The organism is Kribbella albertanoniae (genome assembly GCF_004348455.1).
GTDB lineage: Bacteria > Actinomycetota > Actinomycetes > Propionibacteriales > Kribbellaceae > Kribbella > Kribbella albertanoniae.
In genome coordinates, this window is record NZ_SMKA01000244.1 from 1 (window position 1) to 14,804 (window position 14,804).

At 68.0% G+C, this 14,804-nt stretch carries 14 protein-coding genes; 13 read left to right on the forward strand and 1 reads right to left on the reverse strand.

Annotation, left to right across the window (positions count from 1 at the left end; translation table 11 throughout):
• The first annotated feature begins 3 nt into the window (after positions 1-3).
• Genes E1261_RS35170 through E1261_RS35180 form a run of 3 tightly spaced genes read left to right on the forward strand, consistent with a single transcriptional unit; the run spans position 4 to position 4,667 of the window.
• Positions 4-354 (forward strand): holo-ACP synthase, encoded by a 351-nt coding sequence (locus tag E1261_RS35170; RefSeq protein WP_132414061.1) that lies wholly within the window; start codon positions 4-6, stop codon positions 352-354.
• Between the two features lie 2 nt (positions 355-356).
• On the forward strand, positions 357-1,754 hold the full coding sequence (locus E1261_RS35175; protein WP_132414050.1) for an NAD(P)H-hydrate dehydratase: 1,398 nt from the start codon (positions 357-359) through the stop codon (positions 1,752-1,754).
• 48 nt (positions 1,755-1,802) lie between these two features.
• Positions 1,803-4,667, forward strand: a complete 2,865-nt coding sequence (locus E1261_RS35180) for a sugar-binding protein (protein WP_132414051.1) — start codon at positions 1,803-1,805, stop codon at positions 4,665-4,667.
• Here the strand turns inward: E1261_RS35180 and E1261_RS35185 are convergent.
• Positions 4,651-5,424 carry an META domain-containing protein gene (locus E1261_RS35185; RefSeq protein ID WP_238176627.1) on the reverse strand — a complete coding sequence of 258 codons (774 nt, stop codon included), beginning with the start codon at positions 5,422-5,424 and terminating at the stop codon, positions 4,651-4,653. The two genes, E1261_RS35180 and E1261_RS35185, sit on opposite strands and share 17 nt — an antisense overlap.
• 249 nt (positions 5,425-5,673) lie before the next feature.
• Between E1261_RS35185 and E1261_RS35190 the strand changes: the two genes are divergently transcribed.
• The 10 genes from E1261_RS35190 to E1261_RS35235 all read left to right on the forward strand — a co-directional run.
• Positions 5,674-6,888 carry a GH12 family glycosyl hydrolase domain-containing protein gene (locus E1261_RS35190; RefSeq protein ID WP_132414052.1) on the forward strand — a complete coding sequence of 405 codons (1,215 nt, stop codon included), beginning with the start codon at positions 5,674-5,676 and terminating at the stop codon, positions 6,886-6,888.
• A 635-nt stretch (positions 6,889-7,523) separates the two neighbouring features.
• Entirely contained in the window at positions 7,524-8,165 is a 642-nt protein-coding gene (locus E1261_RS35195; RefSeq protein ID WP_238176628.1) for an HAD family hydrolase, read from the forward strand.
• Positions 8,166-8,180: 15 nt separating this feature from the next.
• Positions 8,181-9,359: an alanine racemase gene (gene alr / locus E1261_RS35200; RefSeq protein WP_132414053.1), complete on the forward strand. Its 1,179-nt coding sequence runs from the start codon at positions 8,181-8,183 to the stop codon at positions 9,357-9,359.
• A gap of 3 nt (positions 9,360-9,362) precedes the next feature.
• On the forward strand, positions 9,363-10,481 hold the full coding sequence (locus E1261_RS35205) for an alpha/beta fold hydrolase (RefSeq protein ID WP_132414054.1): 1,119 nt from the start codon (positions 9,363-9,365) through the stop codon (positions 10,479-10,481).
• A 120-nt stretch (positions 10,482-10,601) separates the two neighbouring features.
• A complete protein-coding gene (gene tsaE, locus E1261_RS35210) occupies positions 10,602-11,528 on the forward strand; it encodes a tRNA (adenosine(37)-N6)-threonylcarbamoyltransferase complex ATPase subunit type 1 TsaE (RefSeq protein WP_132414055.1) in 927 nt (308 codons plus the stop codon).
• Position 11,529: 1 nt separating this feature from the next.
• Positions 11,530-12,198: a tRNA (adenosine(37)-N6)-threonylcarbamoyltransferase complex dimerization subunit type 1 TsaB gene (tsaB, locus tag E1261_RS35215; RefSeq protein ID WP_132414056.1), complete on the forward strand. Its 669-nt coding sequence runs from the start codon at positions 11,530-11,532 to the stop codon at positions 12,196-12,198.
• 20 nt (positions 12,199-12,218) lie between these two features.
• Positions 12,219-12,644: a GNAT family N-acetyltransferase gene (locus E1261_RS35220; protein WP_238176629.1), complete on the forward strand. Its 426-nt coding sequence runs from the start codon at positions 12,219-12,221 to the stop codon at positions 12,642-12,644.
• The gene (tsaD, locus tag E1261_RS35225) at positions 12,641-13,696 is read left to right on the forward strand and encodes a tRNA (adenosine(37)-N6)-threonylcarbamoyltransferase complex transferase subunit TsaD (protein WP_132414058.1); all 1,056 of its coding nucleotides are present in this window, start codon (positions 12,641-12,643) and stop codon (positions 13,694-13,696) included. Before E1261_RS35220 ends, tsaD begins: the two co-directional genes overlap by 4 nt.
• The gene (locus E1261_RS35230; protein ID WP_132414059.1) at positions 13,693-14,142 is read left to right on the forward strand and encodes a GNAT family N-acetyltransferase; all 450 of its coding nucleotides are present in this window, start codon (positions 13,693-13,695) and stop codon (positions 14,140-14,142) included. Before tsaD ends, E1261_RS35230 begins: the two co-directional genes overlap by 4 nt.
• A partial coding sequence (locus E1261_RS35235) for an alpha/beta hydrolase (protein WP_132414060.1) occupies positions 14,139-14,804 on the forward strand: 666 nt, incomplete at its 3' end. The genes E1261_RS35230 and E1261_RS35235, both read left to right, overlap by 4 nt.

Consider the following 14,804-nt stretch of genomic DNA (forward strand, 5'->3'; position numbering starts at 1 on the left):
GGCATGATCGTCGGCGTGGGGATTGATGTGGTCGACGTGGAGCGGTTCATGAAGACGTTGGAGCGGACGCCGGGGTTGCGGGATCGGGTGTTCACGGCGGCGGAGGCGGTGAAGCCGCCGGCTTCGTTGGCGGCTCGGTTCGCGGCCAAGGAGGCGTTGGCGAAGGCGCTGGGGGCACCGGCGGGGATGCATTGGCATGATGCCGAGGTGCAAACCGATGAGACCGGGCGGCCGTGGTTGGAGATCACGGGGACCGTGGCTGCGCAGGCTGCGCGGCTGGGGGTGCAGAGTATGCATCTGTCACTGAGTCACGATGCCGGGATCGCTTCCGCTGTGGTTGTTCTGGAGGGTTGAGCATGCGTCGCGCGCACACCGTCGAACAGGTCCGGACTGCCGAGGCCGAGCTGATGGCGAGGCTGCCGGAAGGCACCCTGATGCAGCGCGCGGCCAGCGGGCTCGCCGTTGCTATCGGCAACTTCCTGGGCCGCACGTACGGCGCTCGGGTCGTGCTGCTGATCGGGTCCGGTGACAACGGCGGTGACGCCCTGTACGCCGGTGCCCGCCTCGCCCGGCGTGGTGCCCAGGTGATCGCGGTGCTGCTCTCCGACCACGCCCACGCCGAAGGCCTGGCCGCGCTGCAAGCAGCCGGTGGTCGAGTCGGCTCGACCGACGACATCCCGGCCGCCGACGTGGTTGTCGACGGCATCGTCGGGATCGGCGGCCGACCGGGCCTCCGCCCCGAAGCGCTCGCGACAGTCACCCTTGCCGCCGACCACCACATCCCGATCGTCGCCGTCGACACTCCCTCGGGCGTCGACGTGGACACCGGCGAAACCCCAGAACCGCACGTCCACGCCGCACTCACAGTCACGTTCGGCACCCACAAGGTCTGCCACCTCGTCGACCCAGCCGCCTCGGCCTGCGGTCCCGTGCACCTGGTCGACATCGGCCTCGACGTACCGGATGCGCCAGTCCAGTCCCTGCAACCGGACGACGTCCGCACGCTCTACCCCGTGCCAGACGCCCACTCTGACAAGTACTCGCGCGGTGTGCTCGGGCTGATCGCCGGCTCCATGCAGTACCCGGGTGCCGCGGTCATAGCCACCACAGGTGCCCTGGCTGGCCCTCTCGGGATGCTGCGCTACGTCGGACCCGACACAGTGGCCAACGCCGTGCTTGCCGTGCACCCAGAGGTCGTCGTCGGCGAGGGCCGGGTGCAGGCGTGGGCCGTCGGGTCCGGGCTGAGTGACGAGACGCTGGACCGCGAGCTGTTCGACCGGGTAACCCAGCAGCAGGACCTGCCGGTGGTTGTCGATGCCGGTGGCATCAGTGCCCTGGACACCGACCGGGCCGGCTACATCGTCATCACCCCGCACGCAGGCGAGCTCAGCCAACTCATCGACGTACCACGCGAAGAGATCGAGGCCCGGCGGCTGCACTACGCCCGACAGGTCGCCGCAGACCGCCAACTCGTCGTACTGCTCAAAGGCGCCACCACCGTCGTAGCTGCCCCAGACGGCTCGGCCTACGTCAACCCGATCGCCACACCCTGGCTGGCAACGGCAGGGTCGGGCGACGTGCTCGCCGGACTACTCGGCTCCCTCCTGGCTGGCGGCGTACCGGAGTTCGAGGCGGCAGCGGTGGCGGCGTACCTGCACGCAGCAGCCGGTCAGCTCGCTGCAGCCGACGGACCAGTGACCGCCATGAACGTCGCAGCCGCACTCCCCGAGGTGACTCGACAGATTTTGCTTTGAGCCGCAGGGTTGTGGGTAGGAATGCACCCACCGCCCGGAGGTGCTCGAATGAAACGTTTCGCCCTGGTCCTGGCTGCACTGCTGATCGCTGGTCCGCTGCCGGCCTCGGCGGCGGCGGCCGGATCCTACGTCGCTGATCCGCAGACGAAGATCCACGTGATGGGCGAGTGGGCCCACCCCGACGACGACACCAGCATCATCGGCCCCTGCGGCGTCTGGCACGAGCGGTACGGCGTCAAGTGCGGCGTGATCATGGTGACTCGGGGCGAGGGCGGCGGGAACGCGGTCGGTACCGAGCTGGGCCCGGACCTCGGGCTGCGGCGGGAGAACGAGGACCGCGTCGCGCACTACCGCTCCGGAACCGTGGACATCTTCAACCTGGACCGGATCGACTTCTTCTACAACCAGAGCGCCCCGCTGACGCAGTACTTCTGGGATGAGGAGGAGACGCTGCGTCGGGTGACGCGAGTGATCCGGCAGACGCAGCCGGAGATCTACATCGGGTTCACTCCGACGCTGGCCGCCGGCCATGGCAACCACCAGCAGGCCGGGCGGCTGATCTGGGAGGGCGTGCTGGCCGCAGCTGACCCGACGCGGTTCCCTGAGCAGTTGCGTGGACCGCAGGCGCTCAGCACGTGGCAGGTGAAGAAGGTGTTCTCCGGCGGCAGCACTGCAGGCACAGGCGGTACGACGACCGCCGCGAACTGCACTACCGGCTTCACCCCGACTGGCCTCGACACGGTGGCCGGCGTGTGGACCGGCTACCCGTCGCCGTACAAGTGGCCGGCTGGAAACGTGCAAGCCCAACCAGCCGGTACGGCGAAGATCTGGCAGCAGGTGGCCGACGAGGGGCGGGCGGCGTATCCGACGCAGAGCCGGGTGATGTTCAAGGGGACGTCGGCCCCGGCCTGCCCGCGGTTCGCGATGACGCAGTCGTTCGTACCGTTCCAGCCGAACAGCAGTCCGGCGGCCGGGCTGGACGACGCCATCCTGTTCGGGGCGACGAAACCTGACCCGGGCGGCCTGCCACTCGGAACCCTGCAGTACCTGACGTTCTCGCGGTTCTACAACGTGGCGGGGGAGCCGTTCCAGGCGACCGTGCATCTGCGCGGAAAGCTCGCTAAAGGCAAGGTCGAGCTCACAGTGCCGGCCGGGTGGGTGACCGATGGGCCGAAGCAGGTCCGGTCCGGCTCACGCGCCGATGTGACGTTCACGGTCACCCCGTCAGCCACTGCGACGGTCGACCAGAACGCCCGGATCGCTGCGCGCTACACGACAGCAAAGGCGTCCGGGTACACGGACAACGTCGTACGGATCGTCGCTGCGGCCGAGGGGCGCTTCCAGCGCTGGGGGAACTGGCAGGAGTACGACCAGTGGCTGGAAACCGTTGCACCACAGGCGAATCGGCTCGGCCGGTCCCAGGCGATCCAGTCGATGGGCGTGGGCCAGAGCATCGACGTACCGGTGGTGGTGCACAACTGGTCGGCTCAGCCGCAGAGTGGTGCGGTGTCGCTGGAGGTGCCGTCCAACTTCACTCTGGACGCCAGCTCCAAGCCCTACACGCTCCATCCGGGCACGGACGCCACAGTGACGTTCCGGCTGACCAACACCGACACCCAGCTCCCCGCGCAGCAGAACGTGCCGATACAAATAAAAACGGCCTCCGGGAGCGAGACACTGACGCTAAGCCTGGTCCCAACGACAGTGATCCCGCAGACAGCAGTCGCGGTCGACGGAAAGGCCGCACCGGGTGAGTACCCGGGCCCGACGCTCGATGTGAACCGCATCTGGCAAGGCGCCTCCGGCTGCATCGGTCCGGCCGACTGTGGCAGTACTGCGAAGGTCAGCTGGTCGGACGACGCGCTGTACTTCTTCATCCACGTCAACGACGACTACCAGTCGTACGCCGTCACACCGGCCGAGTGCGTTGGCCACTGGCAGGCAGACTCGGTGGAGATCCTGCTGGACCCCCGCGGTACGGCGTCACAGTCGCTGATGGACACCGCCAACACGTTCAAGCTCGGTATCTTCCCGTTCAGTCAGACCGGTAAGCCCTGCTGGTCACGCGACGCGGACAACAAACAGGGTCCCGCACCAGGTGTCGAGGTGGCGTCCACTGCGCAGTGGGTGGGCAGCAACGAGACCACCGTCCCGCATGCGTACGCAGGTGGTGGTTACGACCTCGAGGTGAAGATTCCGCTCGCGCTACTGCCGGCCGCGGTCGACCCGGCCCGGCTCGGGCTCAACATCACGCCGTACGACAACGACGACACCTCAGCGCCTGGTACGACGACGCTGCGGCACATCGACCAGAGCACTCGGCTCGGATGGTCCGCACTGGGTTCCGTGCAGTCGGATCCGTACCGCTGGGGTCTGGCGACGCTCCCCGGGTACACGCCACCCGCAGACCGGCCGACCGTCCCCGGGCCGCCGGATGTGTCCAGTCCGAACCTCAACGGCGCCCTGTCCCCGCAGACCATCGCCCAGTCCGCACAGAACGGCGTACCGATCTCCGGGCGCGTTCCCAGCACAGACCTGCAGATCCGGTACGCCGGTCTGCGGGGGAACGCCGTGGACATCGTCACCACGTCGCGTGGGCAGGGGACTGCCCGCGCCTTCCTGACGACTGGTGAGCTCGGGGCGATCCCGGTCTGGACTACCAGCTGCCCCGGCGACCCCTTCACACCCTGTGCAGTGACGGACGGTGGAATCCCGCCCTGGGCTCCGGACCTGAGTGGGCGCCTGGTGAAGCAGTCCGAGCAGCAGATCACTCGCGGCGTACAGGTGTGGTCGATTCCGCTCACGGCTGCGCAGCGGCAGAAGCTGACGCAGGACGGCCGGCTGCTGGTCTCCTACGAGACTGCAGCCGACCAGGTGCAAGCGTTTGACGTTCGGCTCAGCGGGCGGCGATGAAGGTCAGACCGGCGTTGGGCGTGGAGAGGGTGAGATTGCCGGCCTCGATCTTGTAGGTCATCTCGCCCTTGAGGCCGTTGACCAGCGACTTCTCCATCGCGCCCTCGGCCTCAGCACACGCGCGCCGCGTGGTGGCCAGTTCGCCGAAGGTGATGGTGTTGGCGGTCCGGGAGATCTTGCCGTTCAGCTCGTTGCAGCCGGTGAAGCCCGTGACCCGGTCGCCGTTGAAGGTGATCCAGGCCTTCTCCGCGCCCTGCTGGTGCCCGACCGAGTCGTAGTCGATCACGCCGCTCAACGTCCACTTGGTGCCGTCGATGGCCGCGTCCGGCTCGACGATTTCGCGGTCGGTCAGGGCGATCGTCGTACCGCCCGAGACGACGGTGAGGGTGTTCCCGGAAAGCTTCCAGGTCGGCTTGCTCTGCAGCAGGTTGCTCAGCCAGCCGTCCAGCTTGTCGCGGCCGCCCGGGCAGCCCATCGCGGTCATGGACGGCGGGTCCTTGAGAGTGATCTTGCCGTTGCCGGTCGACACCGGGGCCTGCATCGTGTTGCAGCCGGCGTCGGCGATCAACCGGCCGTCGTCGGTGAAATGCAGTCGCACGCGAGCGTCCGGCGACGGCGGTGGGCCGTCGCCCTCCTGGGTGATGGAGGTCGACAGGTAGGTCTTGCCGGTCAATGTTCCTCCGGCGGTCGACTCGTTCCCGCACGCGGCGAGGCCGAGCAGGAGGAGGCCGGCTCCGGCGAGGGCAGTCATCCGCATCTTCACACTGTAAGGACGCGGAAGGTGAGCGCGGCGTTGCAGGCAGTCGATGGGTCAAGGGCGGGTAAAGTCGGTGGAACCCTTCCGTTGGGGGTAGCGCATCAGGTCACGGTTGGATAACGTCGGCGCGCTGACAGACCACGGCCGGCACCGCCGGTCCCACTGGGGATCCAACCGCAACAGGTGGCCGCGCTGTAAGTGCTGGGGCAACACAGCGACGGCCCATCGACAGACGAAGGATCGTTACGCATGCCCCCCATCCGAACTGCCCGGCGCCGTCTGGTCGTCCCGGCGGTCGTCCTTGCTCTGGGAGCGTTGGTCGCTGTGCCGATCGTCGTTCAGGCTGCCAAGGACAACCCCGTCGTCGCGAGTACCACCAGCGCTGCGGACAGCACGGTCACCACCCTCCCGAGCGTCGGACGTGTCGAGAGCTGTGTCCTCGACAAGCACTCCGGCTGCACAGTGCTGCACGGTTTCGGTAAGAAGCCGGTTGCGATCACCGCGATCGCCTCCGGACCCGCGCAGCTGTCGATCGACCCGGCGAAAACCACCGACAAGAGCTACCGGCTGCACGCCGTGCGGCGCGACGGCAAGAGCTACCGCGACGGGACGAGACTGCGCTACACCGCGCACTACGACTTCGTCGCCGCGCCGGCCCAGCCGCCGACGCCCAAGCCGCCGACCATCGCGCCGACGACGGTCAAGCCGACGCCGAAACCGACACCCAAGCCGCCGACCATCAAACCTCCGACCACCAAGCCTCCGACAACTGCTCCGACGAGCACGCAGCCGACCAGCAATCCCGGCCAGACCTGCACCAAGCCGACCTGGACGACGACTGCGACCGGTAACCAGGGCGAGGGCCGGACCTACGGCCAGTACTACGTCCACAACAACATGTGGAACAACCACAACGGCACGTACACGATGGCGGTCTGCAACTACAACAGCTGGTACGAGGACGTCACCCAGTCGCGGCCGGGGGACAACGGCGTACAGGCTTATCCGAACGTGCACAAGGATTACGACGACTTCCCGCTGGCCAGGGTCCAGTCCGCCAAGTTCGCCGCGACCGCGCCGGACTGTGCCGGCTGCATCTACAACATCGCCTTCGACGTCTGGATCAACGAGGGCTTCGAGAACGAGCTGATGATCTGGACGCAGAACCACGGCCAGACCCCGGCCGGTTCCAAGATCGGTACGACGACGATCGGCGGCCACGCGTACGAGGTCTGGAAGGCCGGCGGCAACACCAAGCCCGGCGGCATCTTCACCTACAAGTCCGTGACCACGCAGACCTCCGGCACGATGCCGCTGCAGGCCTTCTTCAAAGACCTCGAGGCCCGCAAGTGGATCCCCGCCAACTCCACCACCTGGCAGGTCGACTACGGCGTCGAGGTCGTCTCCACCAACAACACCAAGCAACGCTTCACCTTCAACGCCTTCGAGATCCAAGAAAGCTGAAGGCCTGGTCCCGTTCCCCGCCACAACGTCCGAAGAACCCGCGGGCGTGGTCTCCGAACCACAGCCCCCTGCTAACGTCCCCGGCCCGGCTCTTCCCGGCCCGGCCCGGGAATTTGATGGGCTATCCGTTCAAGTGGGCCCTTCTCTGCTCAAATATTGAGGGGAGAACCAGCACATTGAGCGGAGATCCCCTCATTTTCCGGGCAGCGGGTGGCTGGGCTGGATGGTGCGGTCGGTTGCCGCGGTTTCACGTTGTCTTGGGCTGACGGGCCTGGGCTGGGGTTCGAGTCGGTTGCGCGGCGAGGGGGTGCCGGGCGTCTGGGTGGTTTGCTGTCTGGGGGATTTTGGTCGCCGGTGACGAGAATCCCCCGGATAACGCTGCCGGGCAGGGCCCCCGGGGACCCGAGTTCGCGGGCGAGGGGGACTTTGAGCACCGATCAACCAGTCGGCACCCCGCTGGAACGGCCGAACGGTGCTCAAGGTCGTGCGGGCGGCTCACTTTGAGCGCCGATCAACCACCTGCTGGCCGCGTACATGGTTGACCCGTGCTCAACGTCGTACCGGCTCGGGTGGAGAGCCCTTAGCTAGCTGGCCTTGGGGCTAGCACATCGGACCGGTTGCGTAGGGTTTCCTGCGTGACTGGTTTGGTGATTTTCGACAATGACGGCGTACTGGTGGATTCGGAGCGGCTGGCCAACACGATCCTGGCCGAGCTGCTGACCGAGGCGGGGTTGCCGTACACGTTCGACGAGGCGGTACGGGACTTCATGGGCGGGAGCATGACGTCGATGCGGGCGAAGGCCGAGGCCCAGTTGGGGCGGGCGCTGCCGGCCGAGCTGGAGGACCGGTACCACCAGCGGCTGTTCGACGGGTTCGCGAACCTGCAGGCGATCGAGGGGGTCGAGGACGTGCTCGACGAGCTCGACGCGACCGGTACGCCGTACTGTCTCGCCTCCTCGGGGACACACCAGCGGATCCGGCTGGCGCTGACCACGGTCGGTTTCCTGGACCGGTTCGCGGGCAGAATCTTCAGTGCCGAGGACGTCGCGCACGGCAAACCCGCGCCCGATCTGTTCCTGCACGCGGCCGCCACCCTGGGCGTGCAACCGGCTGACTGCGTCGTGGTCGAGGACAGCCCACTCGGCGTCGCCGCCGCCAACGCGGCCGGTATGACGGTCTTCGGCTACGCGGGGATGACGGACCCCGCGAAGCTCGCCGACGCGCGTCAAGTTTTCCACAAGATGACATCCCTGCCGGGATTGATCTTCGCGGCCTGAGACACTGGGAGGGCTATGCCTACTCACCAGTCACCCAGTAGCCACCCGCCACGCGAGCGTCCGACGCGCGCCGAGGCGATCGTCGACCTGGCCGCGATCCGGCACAATGTGGCCACGCTGCGTGACCGTGCCGAGGGCGCGCAGCTGATGACGGTGGTCAAGGCCGACGGTTATGGGCACGGCATCGTGCCGGTCGCCCAGGCCGCTCGCGCCGCCGGTGCGGACTGGATCGGTGCTGCCGTCCTGGAGGAGGCGCTCGCGCTGCGGGACGCCGGTGACACCGGCCCGATCTTCTGCTGGCTGACTACTCCGGGTGAGCCCCTGGCGGAGGCGATCGCTACTGGGATCGACCTGTCCGCCGGTGCGCCGTGGGAGATCGACGAGCTGGCTGCCGCGGTCGACGACCGTCCGGCCCGGGTGCACCTGAAGATCGACACCGGCATGAGCCGGGGCGGCGCCGTACCGGAGGAGTGGCCGGCGTTGATCCGCGTCGCGTTGCGGGAGCAGGCCGCCGGGCGGATCGAGATCAAGGGCATCTGGTCGCACCTGGCCCAGTCCGATGAGCCGAAGAGCGCGATCAACGAGGCGCAGCTGGCGAGCTTCCTCGAGGCGATCGAGGTGGCCGAGTCGTTCGGGGTCGAGGCCGAGTTCAAGCACCTGGCGAACTCGGGCGCCACGCTGCAGCTCCCCGAGACCCATTTCAACCTCGTTCGGCCGGGCGTCGCGACGTACGGGCTCTCGCCGTTCGGGCATGCGCTTCCCGCCAGTGAGCTGGGGCTGCGGCCCGCGATGACGCTGAAGGCACGGCTCGCGATGGTGAAGCGGGTGCCGGCCGGGGTCGGCGTTTCGTACGGACTGACCTGGACGGCGCCGCGGCCGTCGACGCTCGGACTGATACCGCTCGGGTACGGCGACGGTCTGCCGCGGCACGCGTCGAACGGTGCCCCCGTGCAGTCGGCCGGTGGACGCCGCAGCGTGGTCGGCCGGATCTGCATGGACCAATGCGTGGTGAACCTCGAGGACGACGACGTCGTGGCCGGGGACGAGGTCGTGCTGTTCGGGCCCGGTACGGCGGGGGAGCCGACCGTCGACGACTGGGCCGAGGCCGCGCACACGATCAACTACGAGATCGTCACCCGGCTCGGACCGCGGATCCCGCGGCGCTATGTCGACACTGCTGCGGTCGAGGAGTAGGCGATGTCGAAAGCAGGACGGACCGCCGGCCTCATCGGAGCCGCGGTCGGGGTGCTGGCCGCCGGTGCGGCCGCCGGAGTTGCGGTCGAGCGCACGGTCATCGGACGCCGGTCCGGTCAGCGTGCGCAGTTGGAGGCGGAACCGTTCGGTTCCCTGCGTGGCACTCCGCACGTCTTCACCGCCGACGACGGCGTCGAGCTGTACGTCGAGGTCGACGAGCTGAAGCGATCCCGGCGACCTGCGCCGCCTCCGAAGAAGCGGTTCGGGCGGAAGCTGCCGTTGCCACCGGAGGATCTGACGGTGGTCTTCGCGCACGGCTACGGGCTGAACATGGACCTCTGGCACTTCGAGCGCCGCGATCTCGCCGGGATCGGCAAGATGGTGTTCTACGACCAGCGGTCGCACGGGCGGTCGGGGCGGTCGCCCAGGGAGAACATCAGCATCGACCAGCTCGGGCGCGATCTGCACGGGATCATCTCGGAGTACGCACCGACCGGTCCGCTGATCCTGATCGGGCATTCGATGGGCGGAATGACGATCATGGCGCTCGCCGACCAGTACCCGGAGCTCTTCGGGGACCGGATCATCGGCGTCGGACTGTGCTCGACGAGTGCGGGGCAACTGGACGAGGTGCCGATCATCCTGCCGGGACTGCCCGGCCGGTGGTTGCGGAAACTCGCGCTCCCGACGGTGTCCGCGCTGGCCCGGGTCCCCGATGCGGTCGAGCGGGGGCGGAAGGCGGGGACGGACCTCAGCTATCTGCTGACCCGGCAGTACGCGTTCGGCTCCGAGGTGCCGCCGGCGTTCACCGAGTTCGTGAACGAGATGATCGCGGCCACCCCGATCTCGGTGATCGCGGACTTCTACCCGATCTTCGCGCTGCACGACAAGTACGCCTCCCTCGAGCCGCTGCAGAAGGTCGAGTGCGTGGTGATCGGCGGCGACAAGGACGCGCTCACCCCGTTCGCCCACGCCGAGGAGATCGTCCGCCGCGTGCCCGGGGCCGAGCTTGTCGAGGTTAAGAACTGTGGCCACCTAGGCCTGGTCGAGCACCACCGCGAGTTCACCGCTGCCCTTCTTGGGATGATCGAGCGGGCCGAACAATCGCTGGTGCAGAGTTGAATGCCACGCTCCGCGCGGCGCATCATGGGGTCTTGATTCCCGTCCTTCCCTCGTCGCTCCAGTCGCTTCGCTCCCTGCGCTCCTCAGTCCAGGCCGGGGACCCCATGATGAAATGTGAGCATGACCGATCTGCATGTCGTTGACGCGACAGCTGAGCACGTGGACGAGATCGTTGCGGTGATTCACCACGCCTTCTCCTCGCGCCGGGTGCTCGATCCGCCGTCGACGGCGTTGAGCGAGAACGCGACCACGGTGGCGGCGGCGATCGCGCAGTACGGCGGTCTGCTGGTGCGCATCGACGGGGTGCCGGCAGGGGCGGTGCTGTTCGAGGTGTCGGGTGATGTGCTGGTGCTGCGCCGGGTCTCGGTCGACCCGCGGCACCAGGGTCGTGGGGTCGCGTCGGCGATGGTCGGGTGCGCTGAAGAAGTCGCCGTACGGCGTGGGCTCGCGCGGGTGCGGTTGGTTGCGCGGGTCGAGTTGCCGGACACCGTGGAGTTCTGGCGCCGGCGTGGGTATTCCGTCGTCGAGCAACTGGATCACAACCTGATCTACGCCAAGGCAATGCCGGTCGAGCGGACCGTGCCGACGGCCGAGGAGATGCGGGCGATCGCCGAGGAGCTGGCCGGGCAGTTGCGGGCGGGCGACGTACTGGTGCTGTCTGGTGATCTCGGGGCCGGGAAGACGACGTTCACGCAAGGGCTTGGTGCTGGGCTGAAGGTGCGGGGTGACATCACGTCGCCGACCTTCGTGATCTCGCGCGTGCATCCGTCGTTGAGTGGTGGGCCGGCGTTGGTGCACGTGGATGCTTATCGGCTCGGCGGGTTTGCTGAGCTGGACGACCTCGACTTGGATGCGAGTCTCGACGACGCCGTCACGGTGGTCGAATGGGGGCATGGGCTCGCCGAGGCGCTCGCACCGGACCGGCTCGACATCGTGGTGACCCGCGGCGACGACGACACCGACGAGACCCGTGAGCTGCGGATCATCCCGGTGGGTCCGCGCTGGGCGGCGTCCGGCGTCCGGATCTCGGTACTGGAGAAGAACTGACATGCTGCTTGCCTTCGACACCTCGAGTGCCGCCGTCACCGTCGCCATCGCCGACCCGGCCACCGGCGCAGCGGTCGCATCCTCGACCACGGTCGACGCCCTCCGCCACGGCGAACTCCTCGCCCCGGCCATCGCAGCCGCTCTAGCTGAGGCAGGCTGCACCGCTCGCGACCTGACCCGGATCGCAGTCGGCGTAGGCCCCGGCCCCTTCACCGGCCTCCGCGTAGGACTCGTCACAGCCCGCACCATGGCCGACGTACTGGGCATCGAGGTAGCGGGAGTCTGCAGCCTCGACATCCTCGCCCACCAGTCTGAGTTGGCGCTCCCCGTAGCCGTAGCCACCGACGCCCGCCGCAAAGAGATCTACTGGGCCTTGTACGACGGCCCCGCGGCTGATGGCAGCCGTCGCCGCCTAGAAGGCCCGGCCGTCGACAAACCAGCCGATGTAGCCCACGTTCTGTCAGGCCTCCCCGTGATCGGCCGAGGCGCAGTCCTGTACGCCGACCTCCTGGGCGCTACTGCTGATGAAGTGGTGGAGTACCCGTCGGCGGAGGTGCTTGCTCGTGGGGTGGCGCTCGGAACTCTCGAGATTGTTGCTCCTGACCCCCTTTATTTGCGGCGGCCTGATGTGACGATGTCGGGTGGGCCCAAGAGTGTGTTGACCAAGTGAGACCGGCTATTCGGCCGGCTGTGGTTGACGACTTGCCGGGGATCGTGGAGCTGGATCAGGTGTGCTTCGGGCGAGAGGCCTGGAGTAGCGTCGCCTGGGAAGGTGAGTTCGAGCGGCTGGCTGAGGATCGGGTGATCCTGGTGGCTGATGAAGGTGCTGTGGCTGGGTACGTCGTGCTGCTGGTGCCGCCGGTTCAGGTGGACGTGGTGGAGTTGCTGCGGATCGCGGTGGCGCCGGACGAACGCCGTACCGGGATCGGTCGGCAGTTGATGACGGCCGCGCTCGCGCGGTGCGCCGGACGGACGGTGCTCCTGGAGGTTGCCGCAGGCAACGAGTCGGCGATCGGTCTGTACGGCGGGTTCGGGTTCGACGAGATCAGCCGGCGGCGCGGGTACTACGCCGGCGGCGAAGATGCGGTGATCATGCGGTGGCGGGAGACAGCGTGAGCAAGACAGAACCTCTGATCCTCGGGATCGAGACGTCGTGTGACGAGACCGGGGTCGGCATCGTGCGCGGGCAGACGTTGCTCGCCGACGCGATCGCGTCCAGTGTCGAGGAACATGCGCGGTTCGGTGGCGTCGTACCGGAGGTGGCCAGCCGCGCGCACCTCGAGGCGATGGTGCCGACCATCCGGCGCGCCTGCGAGACCGCCGGGATCAAGCCGACCGATGTGGACGCGGTCGCCGTCACCAGCGGACCCGGCCTGGCCGGTGCGCTGCTCGTCGGTGTCGCGGCCGCGAAGGGCCTGGCGCTGTCACTCGACAAACCCTTGTACGGCGTCAATCACCTGGCCGCGCACGTTGCCGTCGACACGCTCGAGCACGGCGATCTGCCGAAGGGTGCGATCGCGATGCTGGTGTCCGGCGGCCACTCGTCGCTGCTCGCAGTCGAGGACATCACCGAGGGCGTGCAGCCGATGGGCAGCACCATCGATGACGCCGCGGGTGAGGCGTTCGACAAGGTGGCGCGCGTGCTCGGGCTGCCGTTCCCCGGTGGTCCTTATATCGACAAAGCGGCTCAGGACGGCGGCGACCGGCTGTACGTGCGGTTCCCGCGCGGGCTCACCTCGCAGCGCGATCTCGAGCGGCACCAGTTCGACTTCTCCTTCTCCGGTCTGAAGACCGCGGTCGCGCGCTGGGTCGAGTCGCGGCGGCGTGACGGCGAGGACGTCCCGGTGAACCACATCGCGGCCGCGTTCCAGGAGGCGGTCTGCGATGTGCTGACCCGCAAGGCGATCGACGCCTGCAAGGACCGCGGTTACGAGCACCTGCTGATCGGTGGCGGCGTCGCAGCGAACTCCCGGCTCCGCCAGATGGCCGAAGAACGGTGCTCCGCGGCAGGAATCGCCGTACGGGTGCCGCGTCCTGGCCTCTGCACCGACAACGGCGCGATGGTCGCGGCGCTGGGGTCCGAGCTCGTGCGGGCCGGGAAGGCTCCGTCGCCGCTGGGTCTGCCGGCCGACTCGTCAATGCCGATCACGGAGGTGCTGAACAAGTGAAGTGGTCCCACCCGGCCGGTTTCGAGGCCGACGACGATCCGGCGCGCATCGATGTGGACGTCGTGCACAGCTTCCTGAGTACGGCGTACTGGTCGCCTGGCGTGCCGCGTGACGTGGTGGAGCGGTCGATTGAGGGGTCGCTGAACGTCGGCGTGTACACGTCGGCCGGGGAGCTGGTCGCGTTCGCGCGGGCGGTGACGGATCGGGCGACGTTCGCGTGGATCGCGGATGTGTTCGTGCTGCTGGAGTTTCGCGGGCACGGGCTCGGGAAGTTCGTCGTGTCGTCGTTGATCGAGCATCCAGAACTCAAGGGGCTGCGGCGGTGGATGCTGGCGACGTTGGATGCGCACGAGCTCTATCGTCAGTACGGCTTCAACGAGCTGACCGACCTGAAGAGGATGATGGTGATCCGCCGGGATCCTGCCGAGCTGTACGGCACTCAGTGAGACAACCCGGCGTCGACCTGCTCTGGAATCCGCCTGGCGCAACGGATCTGGTCCTGCTGGCTCACGGTGGTTATGAACGCTCGCACAAGAATCCCCACCTGTGGCGAGGGCCCATCCTGCGCATGTGGCCCTTCGCCGCAGCTCTGCGTACGGCGATCCCGTCGGCAGCCGTCGGACTGATGCGCTACCGCTACCGCGGCTGGAACGACGTGGGTGATCCCGCTCTGGACCTCCGCGCGGTGCTCGACGAACTGCCGTCGCTGATCGGGCGCGTCGTACTGATCGGCCACTCGATGGGCGGCCGCACAGTCGTACGCGCCGGCGATCACCCGCGCGTGGCCGGCGTCCTCGGCCTGGCCCCGTGGCTCCCGCTCAAGGATCCTCTGGTGGCCGTCCGCCCGCCGGTGATGTTTGCCCACGGCAACGACGACACCGTCACCTCCCCCGCCGAAACCCTCGCCTACGCCAACCGCCTCCGCACCGCCGGCACCCCAGCCACCGTCATCCTCCTCCCCGGCGAATCCCACTCGCTCCTCCACCGCCCCACCGACTGGAACACCCTCGTCACTACCTTCACCCAGCAAGCACTCGGCGAACCGCACCCCGCTCCCTGGGGTGCCGGCCCACCCGGCGCCGATCACCCTGTCTCTTGTACACCTCTG